Origin of the sequence: Skermanella rosea, assembly GCF_016806835.2 — a bacterium.
Classification (GTDB): Bacteria; Pseudomonadota; Alphaproteobacteria; order Azospirillales; family Azospirillaceae; genus Skermanella; species Skermanella rosea.
On sequence record NZ_CP086111.1, the window covers coordinates 4,848,692 to 4,865,121 of the forward strand.

Annotated in this window: 17 protein-coding genes; 3 read left to right on the forward strand and 14 right to left on the reverse strand. The window is 67.8% G+C overall.

All coding sequences use genetic code 11. The features are described from left to right. Positions 1-8: 8 nt before the first annotated feature. The 11 genes from JL101_RS22730 to JL101_RS22780 all read right to left on the reverse strand — a co-directional run bounded on the left by JL101_RS22730 (position 9) and on the right by JL101_RS22780 (position 9,187). Positions 9-509 (reverse strand): CoA-binding protein, encoded by a 501-nt coding sequence (locus JL101_RS22730; protein ID WP_203102758.1) that lies wholly within the window; start codon positions 507-509, stop codon positions 9-11. A 14-nt stretch (positions 510-523) separates the two neighbouring features. After that, entirely contained in the window at positions 524-1,792 is a 1,269-nt protein-coding gene (locus JL101_RS22735; RefSeq protein WP_203102760.1) for a molybdopterin molybdotransferase MoeA, read from the reverse strand. Positions 1,793-1,894: 102 nt separating this feature from the next. Beyond that, positions 1,895-2,302: a type II toxin-antitoxin system VapC family toxin gene (locus JL101_RS22740; protein WP_203102761.1), complete on the reverse strand. Its 408-nt coding sequence runs from the start codon at positions 2,300-2,302 to the stop codon at positions 1,895-1,897. Further along, positions 2,295-2,540, reverse strand: a complete 246-nt coding sequence (locus JL101_RS22745; RefSeq protein ID WP_211111290.1) for an AbrB/MazE/SpoVT family DNA-binding domain-containing protein — start codon at positions 2,538-2,540, stop codon at positions 2,295-2,297. Before JL101_RS22745 ends, JL101_RS22740 begins: the two co-directional genes overlap by 8 nt. A gap of 212 nt (positions 2,541-2,752) precedes the next feature. Continuing rightward, entirely contained in the window at positions 2,753-3,088 is a 336-nt protein-coding gene (locus JL101_RS22750) for a helix-turn-helix transcriptional regulator (RefSeq protein WP_203102762.1), read from the reverse strand. After that, complete coding sequence (locus JL101_RS22755) at positions 3,075-3,554, reverse strand: hypothetical protein (RefSeq protein WP_203102763.1); 480 nt, start codon at positions 3,552-3,554, stop codon at positions 3,075-3,077. Before JL101_RS22755 ends, JL101_RS22750 begins: the two co-directional genes overlap by 14 nt. Before the next feature lie 189 nt (positions 3,555-3,743). Then, positions 3,744-4,730 carry an ABC transporter ATP-binding protein gene (locus JL101_RS22760; protein WP_203102764.1) on the reverse strand — a complete coding sequence of 329 codons (987 nt, stop codon included), beginning with the start codon at positions 4,728-4,730 and terminating at the stop codon, positions 3,744-3,746. Beyond that, positions 4,727-5,776 (reverse strand): ABC transporter ATP-binding protein, encoded by a 1,050-nt coding sequence (locus JL101_RS22765; protein ID WP_228435086.1) that lies wholly within the window; start codon positions 5,774-5,776, stop codon positions 4,727-4,729. The genes JL101_RS22760 and JL101_RS22765 overlap by 4 nt, the downstream gene beginning before the upstream one ends. Beyond that, complete coding sequence (locus JL101_RS22770) at positions 5,748-6,635, reverse strand: ABC transporter permease subunit (RefSeq protein WP_203102767.1); 888 nt, start codon at positions 6,633-6,635, stop codon at positions 5,748-5,750. The genes JL101_RS22765 and JL101_RS22770 overlap by 29 nt, the downstream gene beginning before the upstream one ends. A gap of 11 nt (positions 6,636-6,646) precedes the next feature. Further along, positions 6,647-7,564 (reverse strand): oligopeptide ABC transporter permease OppB, encoded by a 918-nt coding sequence (oppB, locus tag JL101_RS22775; RefSeq protein WP_202684075.1) that lies wholly within the window; start codon positions 7,562-7,564, stop codon positions 6,647-6,649. 30 nt (positions 7,565-7,594) lie between these two features. Continuing rightward, positions 7,595-9,187: a peptide ABC transporter substrate-binding protein gene (locus tag JL101_RS22780; RefSeq protein ID WP_203102769.1), complete on the reverse strand. Its 1,593-nt coding sequence runs from the start codon at positions 9,185-9,187 to the stop codon at positions 7,595-7,597. 216 nt (positions 9,188-9,403) lie between these two features. Between JL101_RS22780 and JL101_RS22785 the strand changes: the two genes are divergently transcribed. The 3 genes from JL101_RS22785 to JL101_RS22795 are packed head-to-tail and all read left to right on the forward strand — an operon-like array spanning position 9,404 to position 13,399. Continuing rightward, the gene (locus JL101_RS22785) at positions 9,404-11,638 is read left to right on the forward strand and encodes a VTT domain-containing protein (protein WP_203102771.1); all 2,235 of its coding nucleotides are present in this window, start codon (positions 9,404-9,406) and stop codon (positions 11,636-11,638) included. Next, complete coding sequence (locus JL101_RS22790; protein ID WP_158047085.1) at positions 11,635-12,420, forward strand: endonuclease/exonuclease/phosphatase family protein; 786 nt, start codon at positions 11,635-11,637, stop codon at positions 12,418-12,420. The genes JL101_RS22785 and JL101_RS22790 overlap by 4 nt, the downstream gene beginning before the upstream one ends. A gap of 4 nt (positions 12,421-12,424) precedes the next feature. Continuing rightward, positions 12,425-13,399, forward strand: a complete 975-nt coding sequence (locus JL101_RS22795) for a lysylphosphatidylglycerol synthase transmembrane domain-containing protein (RefSeq protein WP_203102773.1) — start codon at positions 12,425-12,427, stop codon at positions 13,397-13,399. On the opposite strand, the gene JL101_RS22800 is transcribed toward JL101_RS22795, so the two are convergent. From JL101_RS22800 to JL101_RS22810, 3 genes are read right to left on the reverse strand one after another with little or no spacing between them, the layout of a single operon-like run. Continuing rightward, positions 13,368-13,595 (reverse strand): sulfurtransferase TusA family protein, encoded by a 228-nt coding sequence (locus JL101_RS22800; protein WP_203102775.1) that lies wholly within the window; start codon positions 13,593-13,595, stop codon positions 13,368-13,370. The genes JL101_RS22795 and JL101_RS22800 overlap by 32 nt on opposite strands. 40 nt (positions 13,596-13,635) lie before the next feature. After that, entirely contained in the window at positions 13,636-14,421 is a 786-nt protein-coding gene (locus JL101_RS22805; RefSeq protein WP_203102777.1) for an efflux RND transporter periplasmic adaptor subunit, read from the reverse strand. A 9-nt stretch (positions 14,422-14,430) separates the two neighbouring features. After that, positions 14,431-16,272, reverse strand: a complete 1,842-nt coding sequence (locus tag JL101_RS22810; RefSeq protein ID WP_203102779.1) for a TolC family protein — start codon at positions 16,270-16,272, stop codon at positions 14,431-14,433. Positions 16,273-16,430 lie beyond the last annotated feature (158 nt).

The following is a 16,430-nucleotide window of genomic DNA, read 5'->3' on the forward strand; positions in this document are numbered from 1 at the left end:
CCCCTGTCCTACATCAGTTTCTTGACGGCCTTGACCGGCCGCTTGCGGTTGGTGATGACGTTCGAATTGATGCCGTTCCAGCCCAGTTCGCCGTGGAGCCGCATATACTCGATCTTCGGGCAGCGGTTCATGACGACCTTCAGCCCGGCCTGCTCCGCGCGCTCGGCGGCCTGGTCGTTCCGCACCTGGATCTGCATCCAGACGACCTTGGCGCCGATCGCGATGGCGCTGTCGGTCACATGTCCCGCCGCCTCGGAATTGCGGAAGACGTCGACCATGTCCACCGGCTCGGGGATGTCCTCCAGCCGGGCGTACACCATCTCTCCCAGCAGCTCCTGCCCCGCGACGCCGGGATTGACCGGGATCACGCGGTAGCCTTTGGATTGCAGGTACTTCATCACGAAGTAGCTGGGCCGGTTCCAGTTGGTGCTGGCGCCCACCAGGGCGATCACCTTGACCGAGGCCAGGATGTCCGAGAGGTACCGGTCCGTGTACGTGTCGTGCTGCATGGGATCCGCCTGTGTCAGCGCACTTCGCTGAACGGCATGTACGATACCATGCCGCCCCGCTCAAGCCGGGTCATGTCCTCGGACAGGACCACGAGGCCGTCGGACTCCACCATGGAAGACAGGACGCCGGCGCCGTCGCGGGCGAACTTGGTCGCGACCAGTTCCCCGTCGGCTCCGGGCGCCAGGCAGACCCGGACGAACTCGCGGCGACCCTCCTTCTTCCGGTAGTCGAAGTCGGCCCGGACCCGGAACAATGTCGGCTCCGAAACGGTCTCTCCGGCCAGGTGCTGGATCAGGGGGCGCGCCAGGCAGAAGAAGGTGACCATGGCGGCCACGGGATTGCCGGGCAGCCCGACGAACGGTTTGCCCCGGATCTGGCCGAGCGCCACCGGACGGCCGGGCTTGATGGCGAGCCGCCAGAAATGCAGCCCGCCCAGCGACTCGACGGCCCCCTTGACGTGGTCCTCCTCGCCGGTCGAAACCCCGCCGGTGGTGACGATCAGGTCGTGCCCTTCGGCGGCCCTCGCCAGCGCCGCCCGAAGCTCGGCCGGATTGTCGCGGAGGATGCCGAAGTCGGTCACAAGCCCGCCCATCCGGCGGACCAGCGCCGACAGGGTGAAGCGGTTGGCGTCATAGATCGCGCCGGGGCCGAGCGGCCTGCCGGGCTCCTCCAGCTCGTTGCCGGTCGAGACGACGGCGACCCGCAGCGGCCTGCGCACCGCGGCGCCGGTCAGCCCGACCGCCGCCATCAGCCCGACATCCTGGGGCCGCAGCCGCCGGCCGGCGCGGAGGATGACCGAACCCTCCCGGACATCCTCCCCGGCGCTGCGCCGGTTGGCGCCGCGCTTGATGCCAGGCCGGATCACGACGCTCCTCGTCCCGTCGGGCGCTTCCCGCTCGCCGCAGTCCTCCTGCATCATCACGGTATCGTAACCGGCCGGCATCGGCGCCCCGGTGAAGATCCGGACCGCCGTCCCCGCCGGATCCCGCTCCACCGGCCGGTCGCCGGCCGCCATGCGGGCGACGATGGGGAGCACGGTGTCCCGCTCGGCGGACAGATCCTCGAACCGCACCGCGTAGCCGTCCACGGCGGAATTGTCATGGGGCGGCACGCTGACCCCCGCCACCACGTCCTCCGCCAGCACCCGGTCCAGGGCGTCGTCCAGGGCCACCCGCTCGACCTCCGTGACGGCCACCAGCCGGGACGCCAGCATCCCGCGCGCGGCGTCCAGGGACATCAGGGGGCCGCCGAAGGCGAAGCAATCGTCACTGAGCTGGGCCATGGGGAGTGTTCTCTCGAAGTCTCGGAAACGGCAGGGTCGGAACGCGGCATCCTAACGGGCCTGACCGAAGCCGTCACCCAGCGGATAGTAGCCCACCGGATGTCAGGATGAAGACCCGTTGCGTATCCGCAGGATTTTCACGCCGGTTGCGGCTTCCACTCGATCGTTCCAGGCTCTGTCGGCGGTGATGACCACGGCCCGCCGCTCCCAACCTAGGGAGAGACAAGCCCGATCTCCCAGCGACAGGCCGAACGGCTTGGTCAGGGACCGAAGCTCTCCGGTGCGCACTGCATGACCGTCCGTATAGGGAATGATTTCCACCCCGAGGCAGCGAACCGCTTCCGCGGCAATGTCGGGCGGAGCACCCCGTTCGCAGAGTTTCGAGACGACCTCGGCGAGATTGATCGCGCTGAGCAGCGCAGCGGGCAGGACAGCGGATACCACCTCGTGGCCCGGTTCACTGTTCAACAGGGCAAGGACCGCCGACGCATCAAGTACCGGTTCACTCACGCTCGGCCGCCGCCCGACGCTCCTCGCTCAGTTCATCGACCAAGCTGAGTCCTTCCGGAACATACCGGCGTACCATCGCCTGGGCACGCGCCACGGCAGCCTGGATCGGCTCAAGACGGATCTGGCCGTCCTCGACATGCACGATGAACTTGCCCCCCTCCTGCAAGCCCAACTCGGACCGGACATTCGCCGGTATTACCAGCCGCCCGTTCGCGGCCATGGCGACATACTGATGCACAACACTGCTCTCCATGTTGCCAACTGTCGAGAGTGTGCCACGTCCAGATCTAATGTCAAAACGAAGCTCCTGCCATCGCTCAGCCACATGCCGGGGCCCTGTCCTGCTCCCAGGACTGACCGTTTTCCCTGGGAGCCTATTGGGAATTGGCGGCGAAGTAACGGCTGGGCCCGCTGACAAGAACAGGGCAGGCGAACTGTCTCTACTTTCAATCAGTCGCGAGGGAATTGTGCCGGATCGCCGGGGCTTGTATCCGGTCCGTGATTGACGTTATGCCGAACCGGGCGCGGCAGCAGTGATATCTGCACCGGCCGATCAAGGGCGTAAGCCAGATCAGCGAGGGTTTCCAAAGTCATGTTGGTCTCCCCGCTGAGCTTCCGTGAGATATGCGACCGGTCCACCTCCAGGATGCGTGCCATCTCCGCCATGGTCAGTCCACGCCGTTCCTGCTCTTCAGCCAGGGCTTGAGCGAGGACATGCTTGATCTCGCTCACCAGACGCAGATAGGAGCGGCGGCGTTCGTCGATACGGAAGCTACGTGTTCTCATCGGGCCTTGTCCCCGCGATGCTCTTGGGTTCGTCCAGTGGCAATGCGTCACGAAAGTCCGCGACGTGGTCGATATGCTCTCTATAGGCCGGGGGCTGCCTTAGGTTACGCTTCATGGCACTCCTCACTGCAAGGAAGGTTCCAAGAGCCGGAAACCATCCGAAGATCCGCACGTCCGGTGTTCTCAATGACCAGATGCCCTGCGTTTCCGGTCGGAGAAGCTTCTTATGGACCCCATAGACCATGGGCCATCCCTTGACGAAATCGACGAATATCGCCTCGACCTGCTCATAGGGGCTGATGTCCCTACTGCGGGCATCGCTCCATTCGTTATACAGGACGGCCTCGATCCATTCATCGAATTGCGCCGCGAAATAGACCGACCGGTGCGGCAGTTCATGCGGTGCAAGGTTCGCTTCGAACTTGACGAGGGTACCCTTCGCCCAAAGATGCTCCGGCGTTGCCATAAAAGTCAACGCTTCGTATTTGGGACGGGGGGCGCGGACACGCGTCCAACGTCGCGTTTGGGGCGGTGCTCATGGAGTCTCGCGCGCATTCCCGTCACCAGGCGGCTGAACGATCGGTTCCCATGCAGCCTGGATATAACGAAAGAGGTAGTCAAGCAATTCTCTCGTATGCACGAAAACTGGGAGCGATCATTCCCCCCTGAAATGGCACGCCGCGAAGTGTCCCGGCGCCACCGGATCGAAGCCGGGCGCCAGCTCCGCGCAGACCGCCTCGGCGCGCGGGCAGCGGGTGCGGAAGTAGCAGCCGCTGGGCGGGTTCAAGGGTGAAGGCAGATCGCCGGTCAGGACGATGCGTTGCTTGGACCGCTCGCGGTCGGGGTCGGGGATCGGCACCGCCGAGATCAGCGCCTTGGTGTAGGGGTGGCGCGGGTCGCGGTAGAGGGTGTCGCGGTCGGCCAGTTCCGCCTGCTTGCCCAGATAAAGCACCATGATGCGGTGACTGATGTGGCGCACCACGCTCAGATCGTGGCTGATGAAGATCAGCGACAGGTGGAACTCGCGCTGAAGCCGCATCAGCAGGTTCACGATCTGCGCCTGGATCGACACGTCCAGGGCGGAGACCGGCTCGTCGCAGACGATCAGCTTGGGGTTCAGGATCATCGCCCGGGCGATGCCGATCCGCTGGGCCTGCCCGCCGCTGAACTCGTGCGGATAGCGGTTGATCATCTCCGGCAGCAGGCCGACGCGGGCCATCATGTCCTCGATCCGGGCGCGGCGGGCCGGTCGTTTCAGGTCCGGATGGAAGGTGTCGAGCGGTTCGCCGATGATGTCGCCGACGGTCATGCGCGGGTCCAGCGAGGCCAGCGGGTCCTGGAAGATCACCTGCATGTCCCGGCGATGCGGGCGCATGCGGGACTCCGGCAGGGCGGAAATGTCCTCGCCCAGCCACGCGACCGTGCCGCCGGCCGGCTCGATCAGCTTCAGGACGGCGCGGCCCAGAGTGGACTTGCCGCAGCCGGATTCGCCCACGATGCCCAGCGTCTCGCCGGGATACAGGTCGAAGCTGACACCGTCCACCGCGCGGAGAGTATCGGTGCCCCGGAACATGCCGCGCGGGATCGGGAAGGAGACCCGCAGGTCGCGGACCGACAGGAGGGGAGCGGGTGCGGCGGTCATCGGTATCCCACGGCAGGGTGATCCACGGTAGGGTGATCCACGGCAAGGCGGTCGAGATGGCAGGCCTTGGCGCGGGCCAGTCCCCGCGCGGGATCGACCGTCAGCAAGGCCGGATCCTCGGCGACGCAGCGCTCGAAACGGTAGGGGCAGCGGGTCTGGAAGTTGCAGCCCGGCGGCAGGTGCTGGAGGTTGGGCGGCTGGCCCGGGATCGTCGGCAGCTCCGACAGGGTGTCGGCGTCGATGCGCGGCATGCTCCTAAGCAGCGCCTCGGTATAGGGGTGGCCGGGCGCGTAGAAGATGTCGCGGACGGTGCCGGTCTCGATCACCCGGCCGCCATACATCACCATCACCCGGTCGGCCAGCCCGGCGATCACGCCCAGGTCGTGGGTGATCAGGACGATGGAAGTGTTGAACTCCCGCTTCAGGTCGGCCATCAGGTCCAGGATCGCCGCCTGCACCGTGACGTCCAGGGCGGTGGTCGGCTCGTCCGCGATCAGCAGGTCGGGCCGGCACAGCAGCGCCATCGCGATCATCACCCGCTGGCGCATCCCGCCGGAGAACTCGTGCGGATACATGTCCAGCCGGCGCCGCGCCTCCGGGATGCGGACGAGGTCCAGCATCTCGACCGCGCGGGCGCGGGCCGCCGCCTTGTCCATGCCCTTGTGGAGCCGCAGCACCTCGGTCATCTGGGTGCTGACCTTGAGGTAGGGATTCAGCGAAGTCATCGGGTCCTGAAAGATCATGGAGATCTTCTCGCCCCGGATACGGTTCAGCGCCGGGGCCGGCAGCCCAAGGATCTCCCGGCCGCGGAACCGGACGCTGCCCGAGGCCCGGCCGTTGCCGGCCAGCAGGCCCATCACGGTCATGAAGAGCTGGCTCTTGCCGGAGCCGGACTCGCCGACCACGCCGATGGTCTCCCCCGGCATCACGTCGAAGCCCACGTCGTCGACCGCCCGCACCTCCCCCTCCGGGGTGGCGAAGCGGGTGGTCAGGCCGCGCACCGAGAGCAGGGCGTCCTCAGCGGTCTTTTGGATCGAGAGCGTCACGGATTCCGTCACCGATGAAGTTGAGCGAGAAGAGGGTCACCGCCAGGAAGACCGCGGGGAAGACCAGCATCCACCACGCGCTTTCCATGTTGGCGGCGCCCTCGCTGATCAGCACGCCCCAACTGGTCATGGGTTCCTGGACGCCCAGGCCCAGGAAGCTGAGGAAGCTTTCCAGCAGGATCACCTTGGGCACGGTCAGCGTCATGTAGACGACCACGGGTCCCAGGGTGTTGGGGATGATGTGCCGCCGGATGATCGAGAGCGGGCGGACGCCGCCGGCCCGCGCCGCCTCGATGAACTCCTTGCGCTTGATGCTGAGCGTCTGGCCGCGCACGATCCGCGCCATGTCCAGCCACTCCACCGCCCCGATCGCCACGAAGATCAGCACGATGTTCCGGCCGAAGAACACCATCAGCAGGATCACGAAGAACATGAAGGGCAGCGAGTAGAGCACGTCCACCAGCCGCATCATCACCGCGTCCGTCCGGCCGCCCAGATAGCCCGCCGTCGCCCCGTACAGGACGCCGATGGTCAGGCTGACCGCCGTGGCGACCAAACCGACCATCAGGGAGATACGGCCTCCGTGCAGGGTGCGGACCGCCAGGTCGCGGCCGTTGGCGTCGGTGCCGAAGTAATGCCCGGCTGCGATGTCCGGCGGCGCCATGATGGCGTCCCAGGAGATCTCGTCCAGATCGAACGGGATCAGCAGCGGCCCGGCGAAGCAGGCCAGCACCACCAGAGCCAGGACGACGCCGGCCGACACGGCGGCCTTGTTGCGCATCAGCCGACGCCGCGCGTCGCCCCACAGGCTGCGCCCCCGGATCGGCGCCGCCGTCACGGCGGGGTCGTGCAGGACCATGTCAGGAAACCTCAATCATACCGGACCCTCGGGTCCAGCAGCCCGTAGGCGAGATCGACGATCAGGTTGAACAGGATGATCAGCACGCCGTAGAAGATCACCACGCCCATCACCAGCGTATAGTCGCGGTTCAGGGCGCCCTGGACGAAGTAGCGGCCGATGCCGGGGATGCCGAAGATCTGCTCGATCACCACCGACCCGGTGATCACCGCCGCCGTCGCCGGCCCCAGGTAGGAGACCACCGGCAGCAGCGCCCCTTTCAGCGCATGGCGCAGGATCGTCACCCGCTCCGGCAGGCCCTTGGCCCGCGCGGTGCGGATGAAGTTGGAGCGCAGCAGCTCGATCATGCTGGCCCGGGTCATGCGGGCGATGTAGGCGATCTGCGGCAGGGCCAGCGCCACGACCGGCAGCAGCATCTGTTGCCAGGTTCCCCAGCCGCCCGTCGGCAGCAGCCCCAGATGGACGCCCAGCACCAGGGTCAGCAGCGGCGCTATCACGAAGTTGGGCACGGCGATGCCGACCATGGCCGTCCCCATCACCGCATGGTCCAGCCCGCTGTTCTGGCGGAGCGCCGCGAAGGCGCCCAACGCCGTCCCGATCACCACCGCCAGCAGCATGGCCGTGCCCCCGAGCTGGAGCGACACCGGGAAGCCGCTCCAGATCAGCTGGGTGACGGAGAAGTCCTTGTACTTGAAGGACGGCCCGAAATCGCCCTGCGCCACCTGCCCCAGGTAGCGCAGGTACTGCATCGGCAGCGGCTCGTCCAAGTGGTAGACCGCCGCCAGGTTCCGCTCGATCTCCGCCGGAAGCGTGCGCTCGCCGTCGAACGGCCCACCCGGCGCCAGCCGGACCAGGAAGAAGGTGATCGTCAGGATGACCAGCAGCGTCGGGATCGCGCCCAGCAGGCGGCGGACGGCATAGCTCAGCACGGCAGGTTCTTTCAGACAGGAGCTTCCGGGCTATTCGAGGCGCAGGTAGCGGGTCGGGTGCCAGTCCATCAGGTTGTCCTGCCAGCCCTTCACCTTGTCCGACACCATGTGCTGCTGGCTGTAGAAATAGATCGGGATGATCGGCATGTCGGCCAGCACCATCCGCTCGGCCTCCGCCAGCAGGCCGAATCGCGCGGCCGGGTCGGTCTCGGCGGTCGCCTTGTTCGCCGTCGCATCGTATTCGGGATTGGCGTAGCCGGCCGGGTTCTGCTCTCCGATGTCGCCGCGCAGCAGTTCCAGGAAGCTGTAGGGATCGACATAGTCGCCGATCCAGGCGGCGCGCATCACCTCGAACTGCTTCTTGTTGCGGCTCTCCAGATAGACCTTCCACTCCTCGTTCCGAAGCGTGGTCTCGACGCCCAGGAACTGCTTCCACATGCCGGCGACCGCGATGGCGATCTTCTTGTGGTTGTCGTTGGTATTGTAGAGCAGTTCGACCTTCAGCGGGTTGCCCTTGTCGAAACCGGCCTCGGCCAGGATCTTCTTCGCCTCGGCGACGCGGGCCTTCTGGTCGGTTCCGGCCCAGTCCACCTGCTGCTGCTCGTATCCCGGCACGCCGGGGGGCACCCAGCCATAGGCCGGGATCTCGCCGCCCTTGGTGATCTGCTTGACCAGGATGTCGCGGTCCAGCGCCATGGCCAGCGCGTGGCGGAGCTTGACGTTGCTCTTGAACGGCTCGCGGGTGACGTTGATGCCGTAATAGTAGGTGCCGAAATAGGGCGAGTTGCGGAACTGGCCGGCCATGTCCTTTTCGAGCATGGGGATCTGCTCCTGCGGGACGTCGTAGGTCGTGTGCAGCTCGCCGGCGCGGAACTGCTTCAACTCGGTGCCGTACTCCTCGATCGGGTAATAGAAGACGGTGTCGATCCGGACCTCGGCGGCATCGCGGAACCTTGGGTTCTTGACCGCCTTGATATGCCCCTGGGGCACCCATTCCTGGATCATGTAGGCGCCGTTGGACACGATGTTGCCCGGCCGCGTCCATTCCCGGCCGAACTTCTCGATGGCCTGCTTCGGCACCGGATAGGCCGAGTGGTGCATCAGCATCTGGAGGAAATAGGGGGTCGGAGAGCGCAGGGTCACCTTCAGCGTGCGGTCGTCCACGGCCTGCGCGCCGATCTGCTCCTTCGGCACCTCGCCCTTGGTGATCCGCTCCGCGTTGGTGATCGGCCACAGGATGAAGGCGTAGTTGGAGGCCGTCGCCGGATCGACCATGCGCGACCAGGAATAGACGAAGTCCCCCGCCGTCAGCGGCGTCCCGTCGGACCAGACCGCGTCGGGCCGCAGCTTGAAGGTATAGGTCAGCCCGTCGTCGCTGATCTCCCAGCTCTCCGCCACGCCCGGGCGCAGGGTACCGTCGGGGCCGGGATGAACCAGGCCCTCGAAGATGTCCATCTGGATGAAGGATTCCGGAACGCCGGTCGAAATGGCCGGGTCGAGGGATTCAGGCTCCGCGCCGTTGCCGCGTTTCAGGACGACCTCGGCATGCAATGAAGCGGATGTCGTCGCGGCGAGTGCCAAGGCCAGCCCGGCGCGGGCCAGGAATTTGCGTAGATTCCGCATGTCTTGAAGCTCCCTGTTTACGTAAACGTAAAGCACGCCCTTCCGCGACCGCAACGCATTTTCCCGCGAACCCTTCACTGGGGAAGGAATTCGCAACTTTATTGTGCATCAACCCGCCGGTACGGCGATTACCGCCGGTTTGAGGTTATCCCCGCTTGTCAAACGTTAATACAGCGATACGTCCAGTCCCGGATGCCAAGCCGAAGTCCGATATCCATGCCGCAGCCCGAGCCCCGCCGAAACTGTCCTGTTCCAGACCCGCTCGACACGTCGCCGCCGGTGCTTCGGCCGGGCGCCACCTGCTGGCGCCTGGAGCATGCCGACCGGGTCGCCTTCATCATCGACGCCGCCGACTATTACAGCGCGGTCAAGGCGGCGATGCTGAAGGCGAAGCAGTCGATCATCCTGCTCGGCTGGGACTTCGACACGCGTGTCGGGCTGGAAAGCGACCCGCCCGACCACAAGGTGCCCAACCGGTTCGGCGAATTCCTGGAACGGCTGGTGGAGACCCGGCCCAAGCTCCGGATCCATGTGCTGAAATGGGACTTCTCGATGATCTTCGCGCTCGAGCGCGAGATCTTCCCGACCGCCCTGCTGGACCTGATGACCCATACGCGGGTCTCGTTCCGGCTGGACGGCGAGCATCCCGCGGGCGCCTGTCACCACCAGAAGCTGGTGGTGATCGACGACGCGGTGGCCTTCTGCGGCGGCATCGACATCACGGCCAACCGCTGGGATACCAGCGAGCACCTGGACCACGACATCAGGCGCCGGCGGCCCAACGGCGAGCTGTACGACCCTTTCCACGACATGATGATGGCGGTGGACGGCAAAGCCGCGGCGGCGCTGGGCGAACTGGCCCGTTACCGCTGGCACCGCGGCACCGGCGAGCCGCCCATGCCGCCGGCCACCGTCCCGTCGGACCCCTGGCCGGACCGGCTCCGCGCCGACCTGCGCGACGTCGAGGTCGGCATCGCCCGCACCCTGCCCCGCCACGGCGACCAAGCCGAGGCGCGCGAGGTCGAGGCGCTCTACGTCGCCTCCATCGCGGCCGCCAGGCGGCTGATCTACATCGAGAGCCAGTATTTCACCGCGGAATGCGTCGGGCAGGCGCTGCTGTCCCGGCTGGGCGATCCCGACGGGCCGGAGATCGTCGTGGTCACGCCGCTGAACTGCCCCGGCTGGCTGGAGGAGGAACTGATGGGCCGGGCGCGGCGCCATCTGGTCAACCGGCTGCGCAAGGCCGACACCTACGGCAAGTTCGCCATCTTCGGCGCGGTCACCCCGGCCGGGGTGCCGGTCACGATCCATTCCAAGACCATGGTGGTGGACGACACGCTGATGCGGATCGGCTCGTCCAACCTGAACAACCGGTCCATGGGTTTCGATACCGAATGCGACCTGGCGATCGAGGCGGTTCCCGGCAAGGCGGGCTGCGAGGCCCGGCGCAAGGCGATCCGGCGCTACCGCGACCGGCTGCTGGCCGAGCACCTGGGAGCGCCCCGCGACGCCGTCGCGGCGAAGGTCGCCGAGACCGGCTCCCTGCTGGAGACGATCCGGCATTTCCACGACCCGAAGGGCCACCGGCTGGAACCCGTCAGGGTTGACGATGTTGCCGGTGTCGACAGCTTCATCGCCGAGATCCACCTGTTCGACCCGGAGAAGCCGGTAACCGCAGAGGAACTGACCCGCCAGATCATGCCCGACCTTGAAAAGCCGACACCGCGCCTGAAGTTCGGACTGGCCGTCGCGACGCTGGCCCTGCTGCTGGCGGGGCTCGCCGCCCTGTGGCGCTTCACCGGCCTGAGCGAGCTGGCGACCGTGGACGGCGTGCTGGACTGGGCCCAGGGCGTGGCCGACATGCCGTTCGGGCCGCTGATCGGAGTCGCCGCCTATGTGGTCGGCGGTTTCGTGATGTTCCCGGTCATGGTGCTGATCGCCGCGACGGCCATCGTGCTGGGGCCGGTCTGGGGGTTCGCCACCGCGATCTCCGGTTGCCTCGCCAGCGCCGCCGTCCTGTTCTGGGTCGGCCGTCTCGGCGGCCGGCGCTGGGTGCGGCGTTTCGGCGGCCGGTTCGTCAACAAGATCAGCCGCAGGCTGGCGGACCAGGGTATCCTGGCGGTCGCCGTGATCCGTGTCATACCGGTCGCTCCCTTCAGCGTGGTCAATGTGGTGGCGGGAGCGTCCCATCTGCGGTTCACTGACTATGTCATCGGGACGGCGCTGGGCATGGCGCCGGGAGTGCTGGCGTTCAGCCTGCTCGGCAGCCAGCTCGAACGGACCCTGCGGGAACCCACGCCGGCCAGCATCGGGATCGCCGCCGGCATCGCGCTGGTGGCGGCCAGCCTGGGGTGGATCGCCAACAAGCTGCTGGGCGGGCGGATGAAGCCGGGCCCGGCGCGCAAGGGCGAAACGGCAACGACAGCAACGACGGGGGCAAGCGAAGCGTGACTGATCTGCTCGAAAACACCGACACCGACATCGAGAGCGTCGACGAACGCGACGAGAGGCCGGGTGCTGCACCGCCAGGCCTGCGCTCGTTCCGAGTCGCGACCTACAACGTGCACAGCTGCGTCGGTGTGGATGCCAAGTTCGCGCCCGACCGGATCGCCGGGGTGGTCAAGGGGCTGGAGGCCGACGTGGTCGGGCTCCAGGAGGTCGGCTGGCACCATCGGGGCGAGATCGGGCTGGACCAGTTCGAGTTCCTGGGACGGGAGACCGGGCTGAAGGCCTATTCCGGCCCGACCAAGCACAACGAGCGCGCCCATTACGGCAACGCCCTGCTGAGCCGGCTTCCCGTCCTGGAGATCCGGCCGATGGACCTGTCCCTGCCCCACCGGGAGCCGCGGGGCGCCATCGACGCCGACATCCAGGTCGGCGACAAGGTGGTCCGGGTGATCGTCGCCCATCTCGGCCTGGACCCTTGGGAGCGCAACGCCCAGATCACCCGCGTGCTGAACACGGTGGAACGCGGAGCGGACCGGCCGACCGTGTTCATGGGCGACCTGAACGAGTGGCGGCCCCGATCGCCCCGGATCAAGCGGCTGATGCACTGCTTCGCCGATTGCGCCGCGCCGCGCAGCTTCCATGTCAGGATGCCGACGCTCCGGCTCGACCGGATCTTCGTGTCGGACGGGCTGGTGCTGTCCAATTACGACGTGGTCCGAACGCCGGTGACCCGGCGGGCGTCGGACCACCTGCCGGTGCGCGCCACCGTGGCCCTGAAGAACTGACATCTTGAACGACCGCCTCCGCCGGATCGGGCTGGCCGCCCTGCGCTTCGCCCTGTCGGGCCTGCTGCTCTGGCTGCTGCTGCGGCAGGCCGACCTGACGGCGCTCGCCGGGCGCCTGGCCGGCGTCGATCCTGTCTGGCTGGCGGCGGCCTTCGCCCTGACGGCGGTCCAGGTCGTCCTGATCTCCTGGCGCTGGGCCTTCATCATGGCCGGGCTGGATGCCGCCATCGGCACCGCGCGGGCGCTGCGGATCAACCTGGCCGCCTTCTTCCTGGGCCAGGCGCTGCCGACCTCGATCGCCGGGGATGTCTGGCGGGTCTGGCGGCTCCACGCGCTGGGGCACGGAGTCGGAACCGCCGTGCGCGGAGTCCTGGTCGACCGGACGACGGCGCTGCTCGGGCTGGTCGCGGTGGTCCTGGCCACCGGGCCGGCGCTGCTGGCCCGCATGCCCGACCCGGCGATGCGCTGGGGCCTGCTGGCCGGCCTCGGCACCGGAATGGCCCTGCTGGCCCTGGCGCTGGCGGCCGACCGGCTGCCGGGCCGCTGGCTGTCGGGAAGGCTGCACGGCGTCGCGGAGTTCGGCCGGACGGTCCGCGGGCTGCTCGCCCGCCCCCTGACCGCCGTGCCGATCGTCGGCGTCTCGGCGCTGGTCCATCTGCTGGCCGGGGCGACCATGTGGCTGATCGCCCGGGGTTTGGACGTGCCGGTGGGTCTGGTCGATTGCCTGGTGCTGATGCCGCCGATCGTCCTGGTGGCGGGCATGCCGCTGTCGATCGCGGGATGGGGCCTGCGCGAAGGCGCCGTCGTCGCCGTGTTCGGGCTGGCCGGCGTCCCGGTGGAGGGCGCCCTGCTGATGTCGATCCTGTTCGGAGCGATGCTGCTGCTGGTCAGCCTGCCCGGCGGCCTGTTCCTGGCGCTGGGCGAAACCCCGGCGGCCGGGGCGGCGCTCAGCCCTCGCCGCGCCGGATCCGATAGGTGAAGACGCCGCCTTGCGCGGAATGCTCGACCAGCTCGTGCGCCGTCGTATTGCAGAAGTGGCGGAAATCGATGACCGACGCCGGGTCGGTGACCAGCACGATCAGCTCCTCCCCCGCCGCCATGTGGTCGAGCTGACGGCGGGTGCGCAGGATCGGGAGCGGGCAATGGAGCCCCCGGACGTCCAGTTCCCGTGCCATTCACTCTCCTCCTGTTGTCGGGACCGGAGGCGAGTGTAGCTCAATTGGGCACGGCGAACACGGCCCGGCCGCTCATGCCCGCCAGCAGGTCCTGCTGCCGGCCGCCACCCTTCTCCGCGACCTTGCCGATCACCTTGCCGAACACCTTGATGGACTGGCTGACCGGATCGATCCGGGCGGACAGCCGGGTCACCTCCGCCGCGTAGGCGTGGCCGGTCTCCTCGATCAGGACCTTGAACCCGGTCCCCGGCACCAGCCAGGAGAGCCAGCGCGACGGAACGATCATCTCGACCTCCAGCTCCCGGTCGTCGAGGATCTCCATCAGTTCCTTCCCCTCCGTGACGAACTCGTATCGCCGCACCTTCAGCTCGGCGATCCGCCCGGGGAACGGGGCGAGGACGACGCACCGCTCGACCATGGTCCGCATCATGGCGGTCTCCGCCTCGGCCGCGCTGAACTGGGCCGCGGCCGCCTCCAGCTCCAGCGTGCTGACCGATCCCAGCTTGTCGAGCCGGGAATTGACCTCGTACAGCTTGCGGGCGGCCTGCTGCTGGGCGATCGCCTTGTTGAGCCGGGCGCGGTGGACCGCGCAGTCGAACCCGACCAGCTTCTGCCCTTCCTTGAACCGCTCGCCCTCGCGCAGGCCCAGATCGTCGATCTTGGCCGCCAGTTCGGACGAAAGCATGGTGCTCCGCCGCGGCGAGATCTGCGCCCGGATTTCCGGCACGCCGCCCAGGCCGTTGCCCACGTCGGCTGGCTGGCCCGCGGCCGGAGCGGAGACGATCAGGAGAGCGGCGGCAAGCAGGCTGGAGAACCACCGGATCATCGCCGCCTCCTAGATCGGGTCGGCGATGAGCGGCTTCCGGCTCGGCCCGGCCGCGCGGACGGGGCGCGGCGCCAGTTCGACCGGCGGGGCCGACGCCTGCACGGCTGCGGCAGGCTCCGGGGCGGCAGGCTCCGGGGAGGCAGGCTCCGCGGCGACGGCTTCCCTGACCGGATCGGCGGCCGGCTCCGGGGCGGCCGGTGCGGCGAGCGGCACGGCCTCGACGGGCTGCACCGCCGGGACCGCCGGAGCCGTCGGCACGGCCGGCCGGGGCGGCTCGGCGAGGGCTACCGGCGCGGGCGCTGGCACGGGCGCAGCCGCCGGGGCCGGTTCCGCCACCGGCGGCACGAACCGGCCGGCCTGCCAGTCGGCGTTGATCGCGGCCAGCGCCTCGGTCAGGGCCTTGATGTCGTGGCTGGGCACGGTGGCGGGCAGCGGGTCGAGGCCGAGCGAGACGATCACGTTGGACGCCGCCGCCTGCAGGTCCGCATAGGCCCGGTCACGCGCCAGTTCGGACAGGATGGCCGACGCCGCCGCCCGCACCCGCTCCAGCACGTTCTGGGCTTGGCTCGCCTGGGCCTGCCGGATGTTCTCGTACAGGCGCTGCTCGATCGAATCGAGCAGTTCGGCCTGCTCGAAGTTCTGCCGCGCCCGCTGGTACTGCTGGTAGCCGACATGGACCTGCGTCAGCGCCGCCATGCTCAGCGCCAGGCGCCGCGTCTCGGCCAATTCCTGCTGGGCCTCGGCGACGCCGATCGATGCCGGCGCGGTCAGCAGGTTCAACAGGTTGAAGCTGACCCGCAGCCCCGCTTCGGCCCAGCTGTTGTTCACCAGATAGGAGTTGGAGTCGAAATTGGCGGAGCCGGTGAAGGTCAGCCCGGGCAGCAGGCGCAGGATCGACTTGCGCACCTCGGCGGCGCTGATCCGGCGCTGGTAATGCTCTTCCCGCAGTTCCGGCCGGCGGTTCAGCGCCAGAGCCTCCATCTCCTCGACCGCAAGGCGGACCTGGGGAACGTCGCGGCGGAAGCCGGCCGGCAGCGCCAGCGTGAAGGGCTGGCCCGGCGGCAGGTTCATCAACGCGCGGAGCTGGGCCTTGGCGATGGCGAGATCCTGCTCGACCGTCTCCAGCTGGCGCATGACCTCGATCAGCGCCTTCTGGTAACGAAGCACCTCGACCGGCGGGCGCAGCCGCTGTTCCTCGACCGTCCGGGCGTCGCTCAGCGCCTGCCGGGTCTCCGCCAGGATCGGGATGATCGCGGCCTCGATCCGCTCGGCCGACACCGCCTGCCAATAGGCGGCGCGAACCTGCTGGATCACGGAATGGACGACCCGCCGGCGCCGCTCGTCGGCGATCAGCGCGCGGTCCGCCTGCTGGCGCGCCTGGTAATAGCTGACGCCGAAATCCAGCACGTTCCAGGACAGTGTCAGGTCGGTGGTGAAGCGCTCCTGGTCCTGGCTGATGGACGGATCGGTCGATTTGACGCCGGTCCGGGTGTTTTCCGTGACCGACAGGTTCTCGTTCGACCGGGCCGTGCCCCCGGCGGCGGCCACCAGCCTGGGCAGCATGTCGTAGCGGGACAGGTCGAGCTGCCGGTTCTGGAGCGCCTGGTCCATCGCTGTCAACCGATAGTCCAGGTTGTACTTGATAGCCCGGGCCATCGCCTCTTCCAGCGAGATCGGGCCGGTCACCGGCTCCTGGTTCCGGAACAGGGCCTGCCGGTCCGCCGCGATCAGGGCCGAGCGCTCCTCCGGCGTGACGGGCTCGGGCGTAATCGCGCATCCCGATGCCGACAGCAGTGCCAGGCCAAGCGCCGCAAGCTGGAAGTGCCGCCCGCCCCGCAGTCGACGCCGCACCCGTCCACCCGAAATGATGCCAGTCATATTCGCCCCTTGAAAAGCCCCAGCATGAGATTCGACTGCAGGACATACCTCTTTTTGTTTAATCAATTAGGTGTAGTTGTTACGGTTGGCGCGGTCAATTGATTTTGTTGAAAAGTTGACACGCGCGGCGG

Excerpts from the sequence above, each read along its gene's own strand:
- JL101_RS22735 (WP_203102760.1), bottom strand. The coding sequence starts at position 1,792 with ATGGCCCAGCTCAGTGACGATTGCTTCGCCTTCGGCGGCCCCCTGATG.
- JL101_RS22780 (WP_203102769.1), bottom strand. The coding sequence starts at position 9,187 with ATGCGGAATCTACGCAAATTCCTGGCCCGCGCCGGGCTGGCCTTGGCA.
- JL101_RS22785 (WP_203102771.1), top strand. The coding sequence starts at position 9,404 with ATGCCGCAGCCCGAGCCCCGCCGAAACTGTCCTGTTCCAGACCCGCTC.
- JL101_RS22770 (WP_203102767.1), bottom strand. The coding sequence starts at position 6,635 with ATGGTCCTGCACGACCCCGCCGTGACGGCGGCGCCGATCCGGGGGCGC.
- JL101_RS22755 (WP_203102763.1), bottom strand. The coding sequence starts at position 3,554 with ATGGCAACGCCGGAGCATCTTTGGGCGAAGGGTACCCTCGTCAAGTTC.
- JL101_RS22805 (WP_203102777.1), bottom strand. The coding sequence starts at position 14,421 with ATGATCCGGTGGTTCTCCAGCCTGCTTGCCGCCGCTCTCCTGATCGTC.
- JL101_RS22800 (WP_203102775.1), bottom strand. The coding sequence starts at position 13,595 with ATGGCACGGGAACTGGACGTCCGGGGGCTCCATTGCCCGCTCCCGATC.
- JL101_RS22730 (WP_203102758.1), bottom strand. The coding sequence starts at position 509 with ATGCAGCACGACACGTACACGGACCGGTACCTCTCGGACATCCTGGCC.
- JL101_RS22760 (WP_203102764.1), bottom strand. The coding sequence starts at position 4,730 with ATGACCGCCGCACCCGCTCCCCTCCTGTCGGTCCGCGACCTGCGGGTC.
- JL101_RS22750 (WP_203102762.1), bottom strand. The coding sequence starts at position 3,088 with ATGAGAACACGTAGCTTCCGTATCGACGAACGCCGCCGCTCCTATCTG.